11 protein-coding genes are annotated in these 16,629 nt (G+C 43.3%); all 11 read left to right on the top strand.

The features are described from left to right. Positions 1–9 precede the first annotated feature (9 nt). Complete coding sequence (locus B4A24_RS10145) at positions 10–1,752, top strand: RagB/SusD family nutrient uptake outer membrane protein (protein ID WP_293944693.1); 1,743 nt, start codon at positions 10–12, stop codon at positions 1,750–1,752. Positions 1,753–1,776: 24 nt separating this feature from the next. Beyond that, positions 1,777–2,745 carry a discoidin domain-containing protein gene (locus tag B4A24_RS10140; RefSeq protein ID WP_288811651.1) on the top strand — a complete coding sequence of 323 codons (969 nt, stop codon included), beginning with the start codon at positions 1,777–1,779 and terminating at the stop codon, positions 2,743–2,745. 16 nt (positions 2,746–2,761) lie between these two features. Then, entirely contained in the window at positions 2,762–3,712 is a 951-nt protein-coding gene (locus B4A24_RS10135; RefSeq protein ID WP_288811649.1) for a hypothetical protein, read from the top strand. A 95-nt stretch (positions 3,713–3,807) separates the two neighbouring features. Next, positions 3,808–7,422, top strand: coding sequence for a glycoside hydrolase family 2 TIM barrel-domain containing protein (locus B4A24_RS10130; RefSeq protein ID WP_293944689.1), 3,615 nt, complete (start codon positions 3,808–3,810; stop codon positions 7,420–7,422). An 821-nt stretch (positions 7,423–8,243) separates the two neighbouring features. Continuing rightward, positions 8,244–8,663, top strand: a complete 420-nt coding sequence (locus B4A24_RS10125) for a hypothetical protein (protein WP_293944687.1) — start codon at positions 8,244–8,246, stop codon at positions 8,661–8,663. Positions 8,664–9,130: 467 nt separating this feature from the next. Then, positions 9,131–9,322, top strand: coding sequence for a cold-shock protein (locus tag B4A24_RS10120; protein ID WP_121123165.1), 192 nt, complete (start codon positions 9,131–9,133; stop codon positions 9,320–9,322). Positions 9,323–9,455: 133 nt separating this feature from the next. Beyond that, positions 9,456–9,914, top strand: a complete 459-nt coding sequence (locus tag B4A24_RS10115; RefSeq protein ID WP_288808393.1) for a GNAT family N-acetyltransferase — start codon at positions 9,456–9,458, stop codon at positions 9,912–9,914. A gap of 428 nt (positions 9,915–10,342) precedes the next feature. Continuing rightward, entirely contained in the window at positions 10,343–10,765 is a 423-nt protein-coding gene (locus B4A24_RS10110) for a hypothetical protein (protein WP_288808394.1), read from the top strand. A gap of 115 nt (positions 10,766–10,880) precedes the next feature. Then, positions 10,881–11,960 carry an efflux RND transporter periplasmic adaptor subunit gene (locus B4A24_RS10105; protein ID WP_293944684.1) on the top strand — a complete coding sequence of 360 codons (1,080 nt, stop codon included), beginning with the start codon at positions 10,881–10,883 and terminating at the stop codon, positions 11,958–11,960. A 15-nt stretch (positions 11,961–11,975) separates the two neighbouring features. Then, complete coding sequence (locus tag B4A24_RS10100; RefSeq protein ID WP_288808395.1) at positions 11,976–15,137, top strand: efflux RND transporter permease subunit; 3,162 nt, start codon at positions 11,976–11,978, stop codon at positions 15,135–15,137. After that, positions 15,130–16,569, top strand: a complete 1,440-nt coding sequence (locus tag B4A24_RS10095) for a TolC family protein (RefSeq protein ID WP_293944682.1) — start codon at positions 15,130–15,132, stop codon at positions 16,567–16,569. The genes B4A24_RS10100 and B4A24_RS10095 overlap by 8 nt, the downstream gene beginning before the upstream one ends. Positions 16,570–16,629: the final 60 nt, after the last annotated feature.

The following is a 16,629-nucleotide window of genomic DNA, read 5'->3' as shown; positions in this document are numbered from 1 at the left end:
TTTAATAAAATGAAAAAAATAATAATTTGTCTGATCTGTACTGCAACCCTGTTCCTAGTACATGCTTGCAAATCCTTTTTGGATCAAGTCCCGGATGACCGGCAAACCATTGAAGAAGTGTTCAGAAAAAAAAGGCCATCAGAGGAATATTTGGCCAATATCTATAGTTATGTGCCTGATGAAAGTGACCAGTGGAATGGACATCCTTGGATCGGTAATGTCGACGAAATTAATGTTGCATGGGCCAAATGGACCATATACCAGCTGAATGTAGGTAACTGGACTGCAGCAACAAGTCCCTTTTATAAATGGCAGAACTATTATAACGGAATCCGCTCAGCTACTTATTTCTTAAACCATATTGATGAAAATGAAGAAATATTAAATGTGGACGGTCAATGGTTAATTGATCAATATAAAGCTGAGGCTCGTTTTCTGCGCGCATTATATTACTTTCTCATCTTACGGCAGTATGGTCCTTGCGTGCTGATTGGCCCGGATGAACTGCCGGCGGATGCCCCGAATGCTGAACTTCAGTTGGCCAGGTCGCCGTTTGATGTATGTGTGTCTTACGTTGAAAAGGAATTTGCTGAAGCAGCTAAAGGTTTGCCTATCAACAATGCACATGAGCGTGACGCGGGAAGGGCCACAAAAGGTGCAGCACTCGCATATCGGGCCCGTTTGTTGCTTTATGCAGCTAGTCCACAATATAATGGCAATACAGAGCAGAGCGGATTTAGAAATCCAGATGGTACACCGCTCATCGCCCAAACTTTTGATAAGGCGAAATGGAAATTGGCAGCTGATGCAGCTAAGGAGGTGATCGACCTGAATGCTTATCAACTGTATGAGGATGCCAGCCGTGATCCATTGAAATCCTATAAAGGTATTTTCCTAAGTCCCTGGAACAGCGAAGTCATCTTTGCGCGTAAAAGTAACTCACTCTGGGACTGGGATTATAACTGTTCTCCTCGATCTGCAGGGGGCTGGAATGGTATTGCTCCCCTTCAGGAAATGGTAGACGATTATTTTATGAAAGACGGTCTCAAGATTAATGAGTCTGGTCTTTATAAAAATTCTGGCACCACGAATGGCGTACAAAATATGTACATCAATAGGGAGCCACGTTTCTATGCATCTATTTTATTTCAAGGTGCGAAATATAAAGGCGGTAATATTAAAGATTCGATTTCTGTGGAGCTCAACTACTCGGGCAAAGATGGAAAGAAAAATGGTGGGGAGGACTATTCGCATACGGGCTATCTCGTGCTCAAGGGAGTTTCGCCCGAAACAAATAGGCTGACAGGCGTCAGGGCAAGTCGACCTTTTATACTCATGCGTATGGCAGAAGTTTATCTGAACTATGCTGAAGCATTGGCCGAATATGGTGGAAATGAAACTGAAGCTGTGAAATATCTGAATTTGATCCGTAAGAGAGCAGGGATACCTGAATATGGGAGCTCGCAAGCACTTCCTATACCCACTGGACAATCGCTGCTTCAAAAAATAAGGGATGAACGTCGGATCGAATTGGCATTTGAAAGCCACCGTTGGTTTGATGTCAGACGATGGAAAATTGTACCGCAGGTGATGGGCGACCAGCATGGACTGAATGTCGATGCGGATGGAAATGATTTCTTTAAACAGACGGTCGTGGCCAATTATGCCTGGAAACCGGCTTATTATTGGTTTCCCTTGTCGCAATATGAAATGGATAGAGGGTTGAAATTGGTCCAAAATCCAGGTTGGTAGTAGGTTGTACTGAATGCATAAATTATGAAACTGATAAATTATTTGGCCTTTGGACTCTTAACCGTCCTCTCGGCCTGCGAAAAAATTGATATTCCTCGTGATAACGAAAGTGAATCCTTTAAAAAGGTGTATTTACCTGCTGCGGTAGATCTCAACCGTATGGATCTGGTCCACCTGGATTCGAGCTTTAACTTGACAATTGGAGCCAGTTATGCCGGCGGGCTGGACTATGCTCCCGCAGATATTCCGCTGGAATTTGAATTTTCCATGGATTCGGTAGAAGCGTATAACCTGGCCAATGGTACACAGTACAAAGCCTTGCCCTTAAGTACCCTGGATGCTCCTGTGCTCAAGACTATAATTTCAAAAGGAGCTGTGGCGTCTCCTGTTTTAACATTTGCTATCAATCCAACCAAGGGGATGGATCTCTTTGAAGATTACCTCTTGCCCATTACGCTAAAAGGTAATTTTTCGGATGGCATTGGAATTAATACGAACTTATCCACGGCATATTTTGTCATTCGGTCCAAATTGAATTTGGAAGACTTTCAAGATTTTGACCGTAGTGCCTGGAAAGTGATTGGCTTCTCTTCGCAAGAAGAAACTGGCGAAGGCTCCAATAATGGACGGGCCATCTTTATGTTAGATAATGATTATAGTACTTTTTGGCATACGCGGTGGAGTGGCGGCAATGCGCTCGGTCCGCATTATGTAGAGATCGATATGGGGGGCCAGTCCACTATTCATGGCCTCAGTGTAGTTGGCCGGACCGATGGGGGCCGGGGGCGGCCTGAGCGCGTCAAATTCGAAGTAAAAAATAGCGAAGGCGAAGATTGGACGCTTTTGGAAAGCAACTTACTACTGGAAAATACGCGGGACAATCAACGGCTATTTTTTAGGCGCTCGGTTGAAGCGCGCTATTTTAGAATGACAGTCGAAAAGACCTATGAAAATACCGAATTTACATTTTTGGCTGAATTGAATGTTTTTTAACCTAATCACTTTTCTTATGTGGAAAAATATAATCTTAGGCCTGTTTGTTTCGTCAATCGGCCTTAGCTGTTCAAAAAATGAAACGCAGCCTGAAGTGCCGGACGAGGTTAAGGAGCCGAGGCCGGTCAATACGGGCTTTATACCGCCCGAGACGATACAGGAAAATTGGAAAGAACATGTGCAGCTCATTAAAAGGGTGAACTATAACGATTCTGTGGCGATATATTACGACGATGACATGCCCCGCTCAGTCACTTGGATAGCGCCATTTACGCAAAAAGTATGGTCGTATATTGTGAAAAATTATGGGGATATGCATGGCAATTCCAAGGATCGTCTGCTCTACGGGATCTTCCACAAAAATAAATACGGCGGTGGCCATCCTTTTTTTTATGATAATGCAGACCATGGGTATCGAAACGGTATTGATATCGGCGCCTCCGGAAATGATGCCTGGGAGAAAGCTGAGGGCTGGAACATCGATATCATCTGCCACGAACTGATCCATTTGATTGAGTTTGTGTCCCATAATAAAAGCGGATCTCCTTCCAGGAAATGGTGGGGAGATAGCAAAATCGCTGAAATTATTAACTATGATATTTATATGGGCCTGGGTATGGAAGCTGAGGCACAGCGAATTTATCAGAATGACATCAATAAATCAGAAAATTTTCCTAGCCAAAATACCTTGTGGCTCAAAAACTGGTTTTTCCCGATTTATAACAATCATGGGAAAACTGCGGCCCTGACCGGTTATTTTAAACTGCTGGCTGATCATTTTCCTCAAAATGCCAAAGGACAATATGCACGTGATATGACTTTTGGCGAGTTTGTTCATTTTTGGAGTGCTGCAGCGAAAGCGAATTTAAAGAATCAGGCTATCCTCGCCTTTGGCTGGAATGCGCAATGGGAGCGGGAATGGAAGGAAGCACAGGTAATGTATCCGAACTTTGATTACGCTTATTAATAGTAGTTTGTTGGTTTAGTTTAGTTTAGTTAATTTAGTTGATCCCCTCCCGAGGGGGTCAACTTTTTAGTTTCTTTAAGAAAAATTTGTATTAGATGCATATCACCCTAACACATAGCTTTTCGGGGATGGCTAGAGTTCCCCACTTTTTAATGCTCCTGCTGCTGCAATTGTGCGTGGTAGGCCTGATCGATGCACAGGAGATCAACGAATCGGCGCTATATAAAATATTAAGCCCAACTGGCTTAGCCTGGGACAATAACAATTCGGTGGAAGACGATTCGCCGATCATCCTTCAAAAGGATAATAAGGGTGCTAAGAGTCAGCTCTGGCGGATAAAAAAATTACCCAACGGATATTACACGCTGACTAACCCTTATACTGATAAAAATGTGGATAATGGAAATAAGCAAGGTGGAAAGGGAAATCCAATCATCCAATGGGGCAGCAGTTCTTCAAATGCTAATCAGCAATGGCAATTTAAATTTACCGGTACTGGTGCCGTACATATCGTGCATAGTAATGGAATGAGCATTGGCATTGAGGGAGAGGATCAGCTGGGCAAGAAGCTTTATCAGCTACCTGGAAATTTTTTAGCCTGGAAGTTGGTCGAATCGGAAGTGAAATTACCTAAAGGCTATGTGCCACGTGGTAAAGAGGATTGGCAAAATGAAACCGTCTTTGAAATCAATAAAATGAAAGGCCATGCTTATTATATTCCTTATCCTAATGAGGAATTGCTGAAAGCGGATCCATTTTTTGATAAACCCTGGCTGGAAAGCAGGTCGCCAAATGTCATCTCCCTAAATGGCGTTTGGAAATTTAAATGGAGCAAACAACCTGAAGAGCGGCCGAAAGATTTTTATCAAGTGTCTTATCCAACGGCAGGCTGGGATGACCTTATTGTTCCTTCATGTTGGGAAATGAATGGCTATGGCACACCGATTTATACTAATATTACTTACCCTTTTGCCAACAGACCTCCGTTTATTCAGCCTGTAAAGGGATATACCAGTGAGCAGGAGCCCAATCCTGTGGGCGCTTACCGTCGTGAATTTGAAATCCCTATGGATTGGAAAAACCAAAAAACGATCTTGCATTTTGATGGTGTATATTCTGGGTTTTATGTATACGTCAATGGGAAAAAAGTAGGGTATAGTGAGGGGGCAAATAATGTTGCTGAATTTGATATTAGCCCGTTCCTACGACAAGGAAAAAATGTCCTGGCAGTGGAGGTGTATAAATGGACCGACGGTAGCTACCTGGAGGATCAGGATATGTTTAGATTTGGAGGAATTCATCGGGATGTGTTGCTATATAGTGTGCCTAAGAGTCATATCTTCGATTTTCAATACCGGACAGACTTTGTTGGCAGTGATTTTTCGCAGGCAACTTTACGGTTGGATGTCCAGCTTGCAAATGAACTGAAATCAAAAAAATCAGGCAAGCTTAAGGCCACATTGGTCGACCAAGAGGGGAAGCCTGTCGCAGAAATGGAAAAAGAGTTTAGGCTTAAAGGCAGGACTGATGCGCAGGTGGAATTTGCACTAGCGATCAACCGTCCCAAACTGTGGTCGGCCGAAACTCCAGACCTTTATAGCCTGATCTTAAGCTTACGGGACGAAAACGGTGAGGAGCGGCAGGCGATAAGTACAAAGGTGGGATTCCGTCAAATAACCATTCAAAATAAGCGGGTATATATTAATGGTCAGCAGGTGTTTTTTAAAGGCGTCAACCGCCACGATACACATCCTGAATTTGGTAAAACCATTCCGATAGATGCCATGATCAAAGATGTGTTGATGATGAAACAGCACAATATAAATACTTTACGGACCAGCCATTATCCCAACAATCCCAAGATGTATGCGCTACTGGATTATTATGGTTTATATACCATGGATGAGGCTGATGTCGAGAATCACGGTAATCACAGTTTATCGGACAAAGAAAGCTGGCGTCCAGCGTATCTGGCACGGGTAGAACGTATGGTTTTACGTGATCGTAACCACCCTAGTGTGATTTTTTGGTCGTTGGGTAATGAAAGTGGCAATGGGCAAAATTTTGAATTTATGTACCAAAAAGCTCGCGCGCTCGATATGCAGCAGCGCCCTATACATTATGAAGGTAAAAATGAAGTTGCCGACGTCGATTCCCATATGTACCCTTCCTTGGAGGGCATGAAACGTTTCGATCAACGATCCAGTGATAAACCTTATTTTTTATGTGAATATGACCATGCGATGGGCAATGCGATGGGCAATATGTATGAGTACTGGGAGTATATAGAAAAGGAATCGCAACGGATGATTGGCGGCTGTATCTGGGATTGGGCCGACCAAGCTCATATTAAAAAGGGGGAACCTAAAAACCACTTTTATTACGGTGGGGGCTTTGGCGAACGGCCTACAGATGGAGACTTTTCCAATAATGGATTGACTACACCAGATCGCCGCATTACAGCTAAATTGTTGGAGGTGAAAAAGATTTACCAATACGTGCAATTTTCAGCCGTTGACAAGGACCAACAATCCATTCGCCTCAAAAACAAGTATAATTTTCTGGATCTCGACCACTTTGTGCTAAAATGGAAACTGCTCCGTGATGGTTTACAAATTGAGCAGGGTAATGTCGCGCAACTGAAGCTAGCGCCAGGCAAGGATACCTTGTTGACAATACCTTATCATGTGTTGCCGACCAATGACGCGGAGTATCACCTTAACTTATATGTAGAACTTAAAGATGACAACAGATGGGGGAAAGCAGGGGATACGGTAGCTATGGAGCAGATTGCTTTGCAGGAAAGTAAACTTGATCTCCCTTCTATTGCCAACATGGCCAAGGAACTAAGTTTGCTAGAGGAGGATAAACAATTTTTTATCGGAGGTGAACATTTTAAATTAATCATCAATAAGTCGGATGGTACCTTAAGTTCAATGAATTATGGAGGAAATGAACTCGTGGCAGACAAGGCGGGCTTGGTTTTTAATTGGTACCGAAGTGTTAATAACGACAAATACACGTCGCAGGATTACTTTCCGACAACAGTTAAAGCCGAATTAGTCAGCAACAGATTTATAAAGGAACAGAATAGCTATGCCTTGGAATGGAATTGCCTGGCTAATATTCAAGGCGTTAAACCTGTATCAGTGCCTTATAACCTGAAATACAGCATTCATGGCAATGGTGCTATTGATGTTTCAGTAAGTTTTAAAATACCTGAACATGCTGAAATGATCCGAAGGTTGGGACTGCAATTACAGTTGCCAGAAACTTTTGGGGATATCCAGTATTTTGGAAGGGGTCCAAGGGAAAATTATGCCGACCGTAAAATTGCGAGCTTTGTTGGCCAATATAGGACTTCAGCCCTTGAAATGGAAGAGGAACACTACATACGCGCCCAGAGCATGGGTAATCGGGAGGAGATCAGGTGGGTTAAGCTGACTGACAGAGAGGGTAATGGGATTAAAATTCAATCCAAAGATCATCTAAGTTTTTCGGCGCTGCATTTTGATGATGCTGCAGTATGGAATGCGAAATATGATTTTAATATCCCCGCTATCCGCCAGAACAAAATCTTCCTAAATCTGGATTGTATTCAGCAGGGATTGGGAAATGCAAGCTGCGGTCCTTTACCGCTGCCACAATATATGTTACCGGTAAATAGGGATATACATTATACTTTCCGCATTGAACCAGTCGGTGAATAATAACCGTCGGTGATCAAGACGCATCTAAAATCCCTCAAAGGAAATAGCTTTTGAGGGATTTATTTTTTTTTGACCTTTCAGAAATATGCAATTGTTAGATCACTTTTTGCGGTTTGTACTTTGTCATCCTCGGCTGTTTTAATGTCGGCCTGTACAGGAAATAATCTGGAGCTGTTCACCATGTGCAGCGCCTGTTTTAAACCCTGCGGCAATTGTTGATCGCTTCCTTCAGCTGGTTGATAACTTCCGCCTGCATCATGGCATCCATGATCGCCAATTCTTCGATTATGCGTCAGAGGACTATTTGAAGAAATGATCTTGATATAAAGATACAGTTTGGCCTGCTACTGCCAGTACTGTCAAAAAAGAATTATTTTTTTTATCTTTTTTGGATTTATTATAATTGTACCTAGTATTCAAATGCATCGTAAAAGATGCAAATCTAAAATTTAACGATTATTATTATGTCATTCTTGGATCATGTACTCCAGCCACCATCTTATGGGTGGAGAGATAGAAATGGAGTACTTGTGAAACCAACTCGTGGAGAAATACTGCGTGAATTTTTTAACGATTAAACGTCTTTAAGAACCGCAAAAACTGGCTTCCCTTTTTCAGCTGGTTAAAGGTACTGTGCCTTATTCCTTTTTTTATTATTTTTCTTACACACTACTTTAGCTGGTGGACGCTACGGGCGACTTTTTGTACAGTATGATTATTATGGGTACTCATGCAACATACTGGGGTTACCTGGAAATTCCTACGAGCAATACAGCATATGGGGGTCATATGTAACGCCTCTGTACGCAGTATTATCATGGTTGCTGAAGTGGTCATTCTGGTATCTTGCATTTTACCTTATCGGAGGAAATGCGTTGGCCTGCAGTCTCTTTGGTGCCGCAGGGTTTTGGGCCATAGGGGTGCGGACCTTTAACTATGAAGGGCACGCTAAGGGGAAAGACAGGCAACGAGTAGGAATAGATTTCAGTATAAATGATAAATCTATCAATCAGCTCTGGCCCGGTATTGTTGCTGGAGAATGGAACAACAATCACCACCTTTTTCCCAAAAGCGCACGAAGCGGTTTCAGACCTCATCAGGTTGACCTTGCATGGTACTATATCAAACTGATGCATAAAATGGGGGCAGTGGCGGCCTATAGAGATGACAAAAAACGTTTTTATAAACAATATCATAATCCGTACCTCAAATCAAAAGGTGAGGTAGATAATATTACTTAGCCTTTGATCTAAATTCTATTATAAAAAAAGACTAGATCTTTCGTTTATCCCACCGCTATCTTGAATGTGTTAAAATGATGTATCCAACACATTTCAAGGTAGTGATTGGCAGATTGCCTGACTCAATTACGCCCTTTGTAATGAAAAACTATAATATGTACATTAAACATTTTGTTTTTCAATAATTTATACTTATTATTGTACTATAATCAGGCTTCTGCCATTGCTTCTTCTGAAACTTTTGAGTTTACTCTTTCTTCTCAGTCTTCGCCTTTTCAGCCGCTATTTTTGTCATCAACATATAAGGTTAAGTTCCTTTTTTCGAATTGATATTTTCAATACGATAAAAATACCAACTTCATTTTTTGTTTACAGATCGATTAATTGCTTTAATGATATAAGAATCACTATAGCAACGGCACATGCCAAAGAAGTTTTAATAAATACATAATTTTATAATATATACAATGCAACAAGGAACAGTAAAATTCTTTAATGACACCAAAGGTTTTGGTTTTATTACACCATCAAATGGAGGTCAAGATGTTTTCGTACATTCATCAGGTTTAATCAATGATATACGCGAAAACGACACTGTAACATTCGATTTAGAGAACGGTAAAAAGGGCATTAACGCAGTTAATGTGCGCGTAGCATAATTAAGTAGGAAGCCTCAAAACTTTCTTTAAGCTAAGTTCAGCAGATAGCATTTATGTTATCTGCTTTTTTTTTGGCAAATAGCTTACCACTACTACGATAATTTCCAGCTTATATTTTTAAATTTGCGAAAACATGATATTAGAAATCAAATACAGACCCGCATTAAAAAGTGACCTCAAGTTTCTGTTGAACCTCAGGAAACAGACGATGAATCCACATTTAAATGCTAGCGCCTTACCAGTCTCTGATGAAGCGCATTTACAAAGGATTGAATATCAATTTGAACACGCAACAATAATTGAAATAAATAAACGTGCTATAGGGCTAGTAAAAGTCCATAGACAAGCAAATAACATTGAACTGATACAAATTCAGGTGGCCCCCTCCTACCAAGGCAAAGGAATCGGTAGGAGAATTTTGAATGAGTTGATAAAGGAAGCTATTCATTCACAGAAAACCATCACATTAAGTGTCTTAAAAACCAATCAAGCTAAGAGCTTATATTTAAGCGTGGGTTTCAAAATTGTTGGTGAGAACGATCATTCCCATCTGATGTTGTTTGAAAACGATATCCGCGAGATGTATGTGTAAAATTATAAATCTTTTATACGCAAAATTATAATCCTCAGCTTTTAGTGGCGGTATTTGCTTTTTCTTCTTTTTTGGGCAAAAGCAGTAATAGCGAGCAAGGATAGAAGCCCTAGTCACCTTTGTCCACAGGAATTTAGCCTTAGGCATTTCTATTATCGATGCTCATCTCGCTCCGCAGAAAACCTTTACAAAAATGAGCAGAATTGAAATATTTCTCCTATAACATTCAATAGCTAATGAGAAGAAGGAATAAGGGCAGGCTTCTTGATTTAATGTTTGAATCAGCGCGTTAGATTTATTCAAATATCATTATTTTAATTTTAAAGGGTTAATTTTAAATACGTTGTAACAATAAGCTGTAATCTTTAAAACTTCTGTATTTAAATTGCTTGCATCCTTTTTAAAGTTTAAGTACATTTGCTTTAAGGATGCAAGGAAGATTCCATCAATATTTGTTCAGTGTATTATGCACAATACTTGTCAGTTTGGGCTGGTATTACGCATCGGCATCAAATGATCCTGCATCGGCCGACCGGAATGCAGTTGAGCACTACAACAGACAGGTAAAAACCGAGGCACAGGATGTAGATGTCATCCGTAAAGGTGGACACCACCGCCACGAAAAACTCCGCGCTTTTGTTGCGGAGAAAGACGGTGAAAACGACGAAACTGGAAGTGATTCGGATACCACTAATTTATTTGCGCTTGCCAAAGAGGATTTTGGAAATCTGAGCGCCTATATCCATCCTGCTTTTCACAATACGCGCACCGCAGTTTCGCTTGCCAGTGCGCAAAACCTCAGCCCACTAAAAAACGCCCTCTATATCCATTACAGTGTCTTCAGACTGTGATTTATAACTAATTTTTTTAAAAAAAATAGTACCCATGGCTTTCATTTAATTTGAAAGCAGGTCACATTCGTGTTCAATTTTTCAAAAATTATTATAAAAATATACAATCATGGTCATGAAAAGTTTCATGTATATAAGCCTGTGTTTTATTGTGCTGTCGACGAGCTGTCAGTCAGAGAAAAAAGAAAAGAAAGAAACTGCAGTTTTTAACGTTACAACGCCCCTCGTAAAAGATACCATTGTCAATAAAGACTATGTCGCCCAGATCCGTTCGATCAACCACATCGAATTGCGGGCTCAGGAAAAGGGATATATCCAGTCCATCTTTGTGGATGAAGGACAATTTGTACAAAAAGGACAACCGCTTTTTAAGATTATGCCCAACCTCTATGAGTCCGATGTCAATCGCGCCAAAGCGGAGGTTAAATATGCAGAGATCGAATACCAAAATACCAAAAATCTCTCCGAAAAAGATATCGTTGCGCCCCAGGAAACAGAAATGGCCAAAGCGAAATATGAAAAAGCCAAAGCCGAACTGGCGTCCATGAATACACACCTTAAATTTACAGATATCACCGCCCCATTTTCGGGTATCGTCGGTAAACTCCACGTACGAAAAGGCAGTCTGGTGGATGAGGGGGAGTTGATCACCGAACTCTCTGATAATAGTAAAATGTGGGTGTATTTTAATGTGCCGGAAGTAGAATACCTCAATCAGATGGAGGCAAAGAAGGATAACAGCCCGATGCATGTGCGTTTGAATATGGCCAACGGAAAGGAATTTGGCCAGGAGGGTATCGTAGAAACGATCGAATCGGACTTCAATAATGAAACGGGAAATATTGCTTACCGTGCGACTTTCCCCAACCCCAAAGGCCTATTGCGCTATGGGGAGACGGGCAATATTGTTATTACCTCTCCGTACGTGAATGCCATGATGATTCCGCAGAAAGCGACATTTGAGGAACTGGAAAAAAAATATGTGTATGTCATCACAAAAGATAATAAAGTAAAAGCAAGAGAAATACAGGTTGCTGCTGAGCTGCCTCATATCTATGTTGTCGCTTCGGGCTTGAGCAAGGATGAAAAAATTCTGCTGAATGGACTTCGCATGGTACAGGAAAATCAGACCATTGAATCGAAGTACCAGACCCCAGAGAAGGTCATGTCAAACTTAGATTTATATGCAGAGTAATTAAAAAGCAGCACTATGTTTAAAAAAGTAATTCATCGACCGGTATTTGCTATTGTCATATCGGTTGTCATCCTATTTATCGGTGGGCTGGCGATTAAGCAGCTTCCTACCGAACAATTTCCGAAGATCGCACCGACTACGGTAGCGGTTTCCATTGCCTATCCCGGCGCCAGTGCGGATGTGCTGGTCAAATCTTCGCTGATTACCTTAGAAAATGCCATCAACGGGGTGCAGGGCATGCGTTATATCGCCACAGATGCAACCAGCGCCGGCGAGGCCACCGTTAACGTTGTCTTTGATCCGGGAACCGATCCTAATGATGCGGTCGTACTGGTCAAAACAAGGGTGGATCAGGTGATGCCGCTCTTGCCCGAACTGGTCCAAAAGGAGGGAGTGATCGTCAATCCGATCCAGCCCAGTATGTTGATGTATGTCAACCTGTACAGCACCAGCAAAAGTATGGACGAAAAGTTTCTGTACAACTACGCCACGGTCAATATCATTCCTGAAATCAACCGGATCCATGGGATCGCCAAATCCCAGATCTTGGGGAGCCGGCGGTATGCCATGCGGATCTGGTTAAATCCTGACCGGATGCGTGCCTATAGCTTGTCGGTGGATGAGGTCATGAAAGCCATCGGAGAGCAAAGTATCATCGGCCGGCCGGGCCGATTGGGACAGAGCTCGGGTATTGCCGCTCAATCCCTGGAATATGTATTGACGTACAAAGGACAATATAATACCCCCGAAGAATATGAAAATATTATCGTCCGCGCAAATACGGAAGGTGAAAACATCAAACTGAAAGATGTGGGCAAAGTCGAACTGGGCAGTGAATTTTTTGATATCTATTCGAATCTGGATGGGCATCCCTCGGCTTCCATCGTACTCAAGCAAAATTATGGTAGTAATGCCAACGATGTCATCAAAGATGTGAAAGCGAAGCTGGCGGAGATGAAAGGCAACTTCCCTCCGGGCGTAGACTATAAAATCAGCTATGACGTATCGCAGTTTTTGGATGCCTCGATCGAACAGGTAATGCATACCCTGCGCGATGCCTTTATCCTGGTGGCTATTGTGGTCTTTATCTTCCTGGGGGACTGGCGTTCCACGTTAATCCCGATTATCGCGGTGCCGGTATCGTTGATCGGTACATTCTTTGTCATCCAATGGTTTGGCATGTCGATCAACCTGGTCACCCTGTTTGCACTGGTGCTGGCCATCGGGATTGTGGTGGATAATGCCATTGTCGTCATTGAAGCTGTGCATGCCAAGATGGAGGAGAGTGCGATCTCGCCTTACAAGGCCGTTAAGGAGGTAATGGCTGAAATCGCAGGTGCGATCATCGCCATTACGGCGGTCATGGTGGCGGTGTTTATCCCGATTTCTTTTATGACAGGCCCCGTAGGAACGTTCTACCGGCAGTTTTCCATTACCATGGCGAGCGCTATTGTGATCTCGGCCGTGGTGGCACTTACACTGACACCGGTGCTCGCAGCAATGCTGCTCAAAAATAACCATGGGAAACCCAAGAAATCAAATCTATTTACCAAAGCACTCGATGCTTTTAACCGTAGCTTTGACAAGGTAACGGGTTCTTATGCGTCCCTTCTCCGGAAAATCGCCAGCCGTAGAGTTGTCACCTGGGGGATCTTGGCTGTTTTCTGTGTGGGGACTTTCTTCATCAACAAAACACTTCCGGGTGGTTTTATACCGAGTGAGGATCAGGGAACGATCTATGCCATTATCCAGACGCCACCGGGATCGACGCTCGAACAAACCAATAAGCTTTCCCGCGAATTGCAGAAGATCTGTGAAGATGTGGATGGGGTAGAGTCGGTATCATCCCTTGCCGGCTATGAAATCATGACCGAAGGCCGTGGCTCAAATGCGGGAACTTGTTTGATCAACCTGAAGACCTGGAGTGAACGGGAGCACTCGGTCAAAGAAATCATGGAGGAACTTGAAGAAAAATCAAAAAACCTCGGGGCGACCGTAGAGTTTTTCGAACCGCCGGCTGTTCCCGGTTTCGGTTCTTCGGGTGGTTTCTCCATGCGCTTACTCGATTTGAATAGAACCACAGACTATCAGGATTTCGATAAGGTAAACAAAGCTTTCATTGCCGAACTTAAAAAACGCAAGGAGCTGACGGGGGTCTTCACCTTCTTTGCTGCGAATTATCCGCAATATGAATTGGTGTTCGACAATAATGCCGCCATGCAAAAAGGAGTCTCAATCGGTAAAGCCATGGACAACCTCAATATTCTGATCGGTAGTACCTACGAACAGGGCTTTATCCGCTTTGGCCAATTTTTCAAAGTGTATGTGCAGTCATCGCCCGAATTTAGAAGGCTGCCTTCGGATATCTTGAACCTGTATGTCAAAAATGACCATGATCAGATGGTGCCTTATTCGGCCTTCATGACCTTGAAAAAAACGCAGGGACCCAATGAGATCACCCGTTACAATATGTACAACTCTGCTGCGGTCCGCGGGCTTCCGGCTAATGGCTACACAACGGCCGATGCCATTCAGGCGATCAACGAGACTGCGCTTGCCACCTTACCGCACGGCTATAAAGTGGCCTGGGAGGGCTTGTCCTATGACGAGGCGCAGCGCGGAAATGAAGCGATTTATGTCTTCCTGGTCGTATTGGTCTTTGTCTACTTGGTGCTGGCCGCACAATACGAGAGTTTTATTATTCCCTTTGCGGTATTGTTGTCCTTACCGGTCGGGGTGTTTGGCTCATTTTTCCTCTTGAAAGCCATGGGCCTTGAGAACGACATCTATGCACAGGTCGGTTTGATCATGATTATTGGTCTACTGGGTAAAAATGCTGTACTGATCGTCGAATTCGCCGTCAAACGCCGCCAGGCTGGGGATACGATCCTGGAGGCGGCCATCGAGGGGTCACGGGCACGGTTCAGGCCGATTTTGATGACTTCGTTCGCCTTTATTGCCGGGCTTGTGCCGCTGGTCTTTGCGAGCGGTGCCGGAGCCATCGGGAACCATACCATCGGAGCTTCTGCATTGGGCGGTATGCTCGTCGGAACAATCTTTGGCGTAATCGTCATTCCGGGACTTTACTACATTTTTGCAAAATTGGCTGACGGAAGAAAGATGATCCAGGCCGAAGACGATTCACCTTTAAGCGAAGACATGATACATTATGAATAAGAATAGAATCTATCAATATACGGGTTTCGCGCTTTTCTTGCTTAGTTTTGCGGCCTGCAAACCCCTGGAAATACAACAACGTGCTGAAAATAGATCGGTACCCGAGCAGTATGGGACTGCTGCAAGCGACTCCACAAATACGGGAAAAATCAAGTGGAACAGTTATTTTAATGATCCGCACCTACAGGGACTGATCAGCCTGGCACTGGCCAACAACCAGGAGCTCCATATTATGCTTCAGGAAATCGAGATGGCCAAAAACGAGGTCAGTGCCAAAAAAGGGGAATATTTACCTTCGGTAGGCGTCAAGGTAGGTGCCGGTGTGGACAAAGTGAGCCGATACACCAATATTGGCGCGATGGAGAAGAATACGGAAATTGAACCGGGCCGGGAAATGCCCGAACCGCTGTTTGATTTTGGCGTCGGTGTACAGGCCAAGTGGGAAACGGATATCTGGGGCAAACTGCACAATGCTACCAAAGCACAGCTGCAACGCTATTTTGCCAGCGTCGAAGGGAAGAACTTTATGGTGACGCACCTGATCTCCGAAATTGCGGATGCGTATTATGAGCTCCTGGCCCTGGATAATGAGCTCCTGGTCATCAATGAGAACGTGAAAATCCAAAATGATGCTCTTACGGTAGTCAATGACCTGAAAAAGAATGCCCGCTCCAATAAGCTCGCAGTCAAAAGATTCGAGGCGCAGATCCTGAAAACACAGGGGATGCAATATGATATCAAACAGCAAATAACCGAAACAGAAAACAGGATCAATTACCTTGTGGGACGTTTTCCGCAGCCGGTACAACGGGATCATGAAGCGTTTGACAAGCTTGTTCCGCAGACTGTCTATACGGGCATCCCATCTGATCTGCTGGAAAATAGACCGGATATCAAACAGGCGGAATATGAGCTGGCGGCTTCCAAACTGGATATCAAATCGGCGAAAGCGCGATTTTATCCTTCGCTGGATATTGCGGCTGGCGTAGGCTTACAGGCTTTCGATCCGACCTATCTCATTAAGCCGGAATCTTTTCTGTCCTCACTTGTCGGCGACCTTACTGCCCCTTTGATCAACAAAAGGGCAATCAAAGCGGCGTATTACAATGCCAATGCACGGCAGGTGCAGGCGGTATACCATTATGAGCAAACCATATTAGCGGCTTATATCGAAGTGGCTAACCAGCTTTCCAAAATTAAAAACCTGGAGAATGGGCTGGCAATCAAGACCCGGGAGGTGGATGCGCTCAAAGAATCTATCGACATCTCCAATGATCTGTTTAAATATGCACGAGCGGATTATATGGAGGTGTTGCTGACGCAGCGCGATGCCTTGGAATCCAAATTTGAACTGGTGGAAAAGAAAGCCAATCAGCTCAAAGCAAGTGTCGCCATATATAGATCTCTTGGTGGCGGCTGGGATCGTCAATAATATAATTTTTGTTTTTTACTTGTTAGGGACTTATCGTATGGTAAGTCCCTTTTTTGTCTG

This window comes from Sphingobacterium sp. UBA7249 (assembly GCF_002472835.1).
GTDB lineage: Bacteria > Bacteroidota > Bacteroidia > Sphingobacteriales > Sphingobacteriaceae > Sphingobacterium > Sphingobacterium prati.
Note: the sequence above shows the minus strand (reverse complement) of the source record. Positions and strands in the feature narration are given on the sequence as shown.

What these genes read in the sequence shown, in the direction of transcription:
- B4A24_RS10145 (WP_293944693.1), top strand. Translation starts at nt 10, where the DNA reads ATGAAAAAAATAATAATTTGTCTGATCTGTACTGCAACCCTGTTCCTA.
- B4A24_RS10140 (WP_288811651.1), top strand. Translation starts at nt 1,777, where the DNA reads ATGAAACTGATAAATTATTTGGCCTTTGGACTCTTAACCGTCCTCTCG.
- B4A24_RS10135 (WP_288811649.1), top strand. Translation starts at nt 2,762, where the DNA reads ATGTGGAAAAATATAATCTTAGGCCTGTTTGTTTCGTCAATCGGCCTT.
- B4A24_RS10130 (WP_293944689.1), top strand. Translation starts at nt 3,808, where the DNA reads ATGCATATCACCCTAACACATAGCTTTTCGGGGATGGCTAGAGTTCCC.
- B4A24_RS10120 (WP_121123165.1), top strand. Translation starts at nt 9,131, where the DNA reads ATGCAACAAGGAACAGTAAAATTCTTTAATGACACCAAAGGTTTTGGT.
- B4A24_RS10115 (WP_288808393.1), top strand. Translation starts at nt 9,456, where the DNA reads ATGATATTAGAAATCAAATACAGACCCGCATTAAAAAGTGACCTCAAG.
- B4A24_RS10110 (WP_288808394.1), top strand. Translation starts at nt 10,343, where the DNA reads ATGCAAGGAAGATTCCATCAATATTTGTTCAGTGTATTATGCACAATA.
- B4A24_RS10105 (WP_293944684.1), top strand. Translation starts at nt 10,881, where the DNA reads ATGAAAAGTTTCATGTATATAAGCCTGTGTTTTATTGTGCTGTCGACG.
- B4A24_RS10100 (WP_288808395.1), top strand. Translation starts at nt 11,976, where the DNA reads ATGTTTAAAAAAGTAATTCATCGACCGGTATTTGCTATTGTCATATCG.
- B4A24_RS10095 (WP_293944682.1), top strand. Translation starts at nt 15,130, where the DNA reads ATGAATAAGAATAGAATCTATCAATATACGGGTTTCGCGCTTTTCTTG.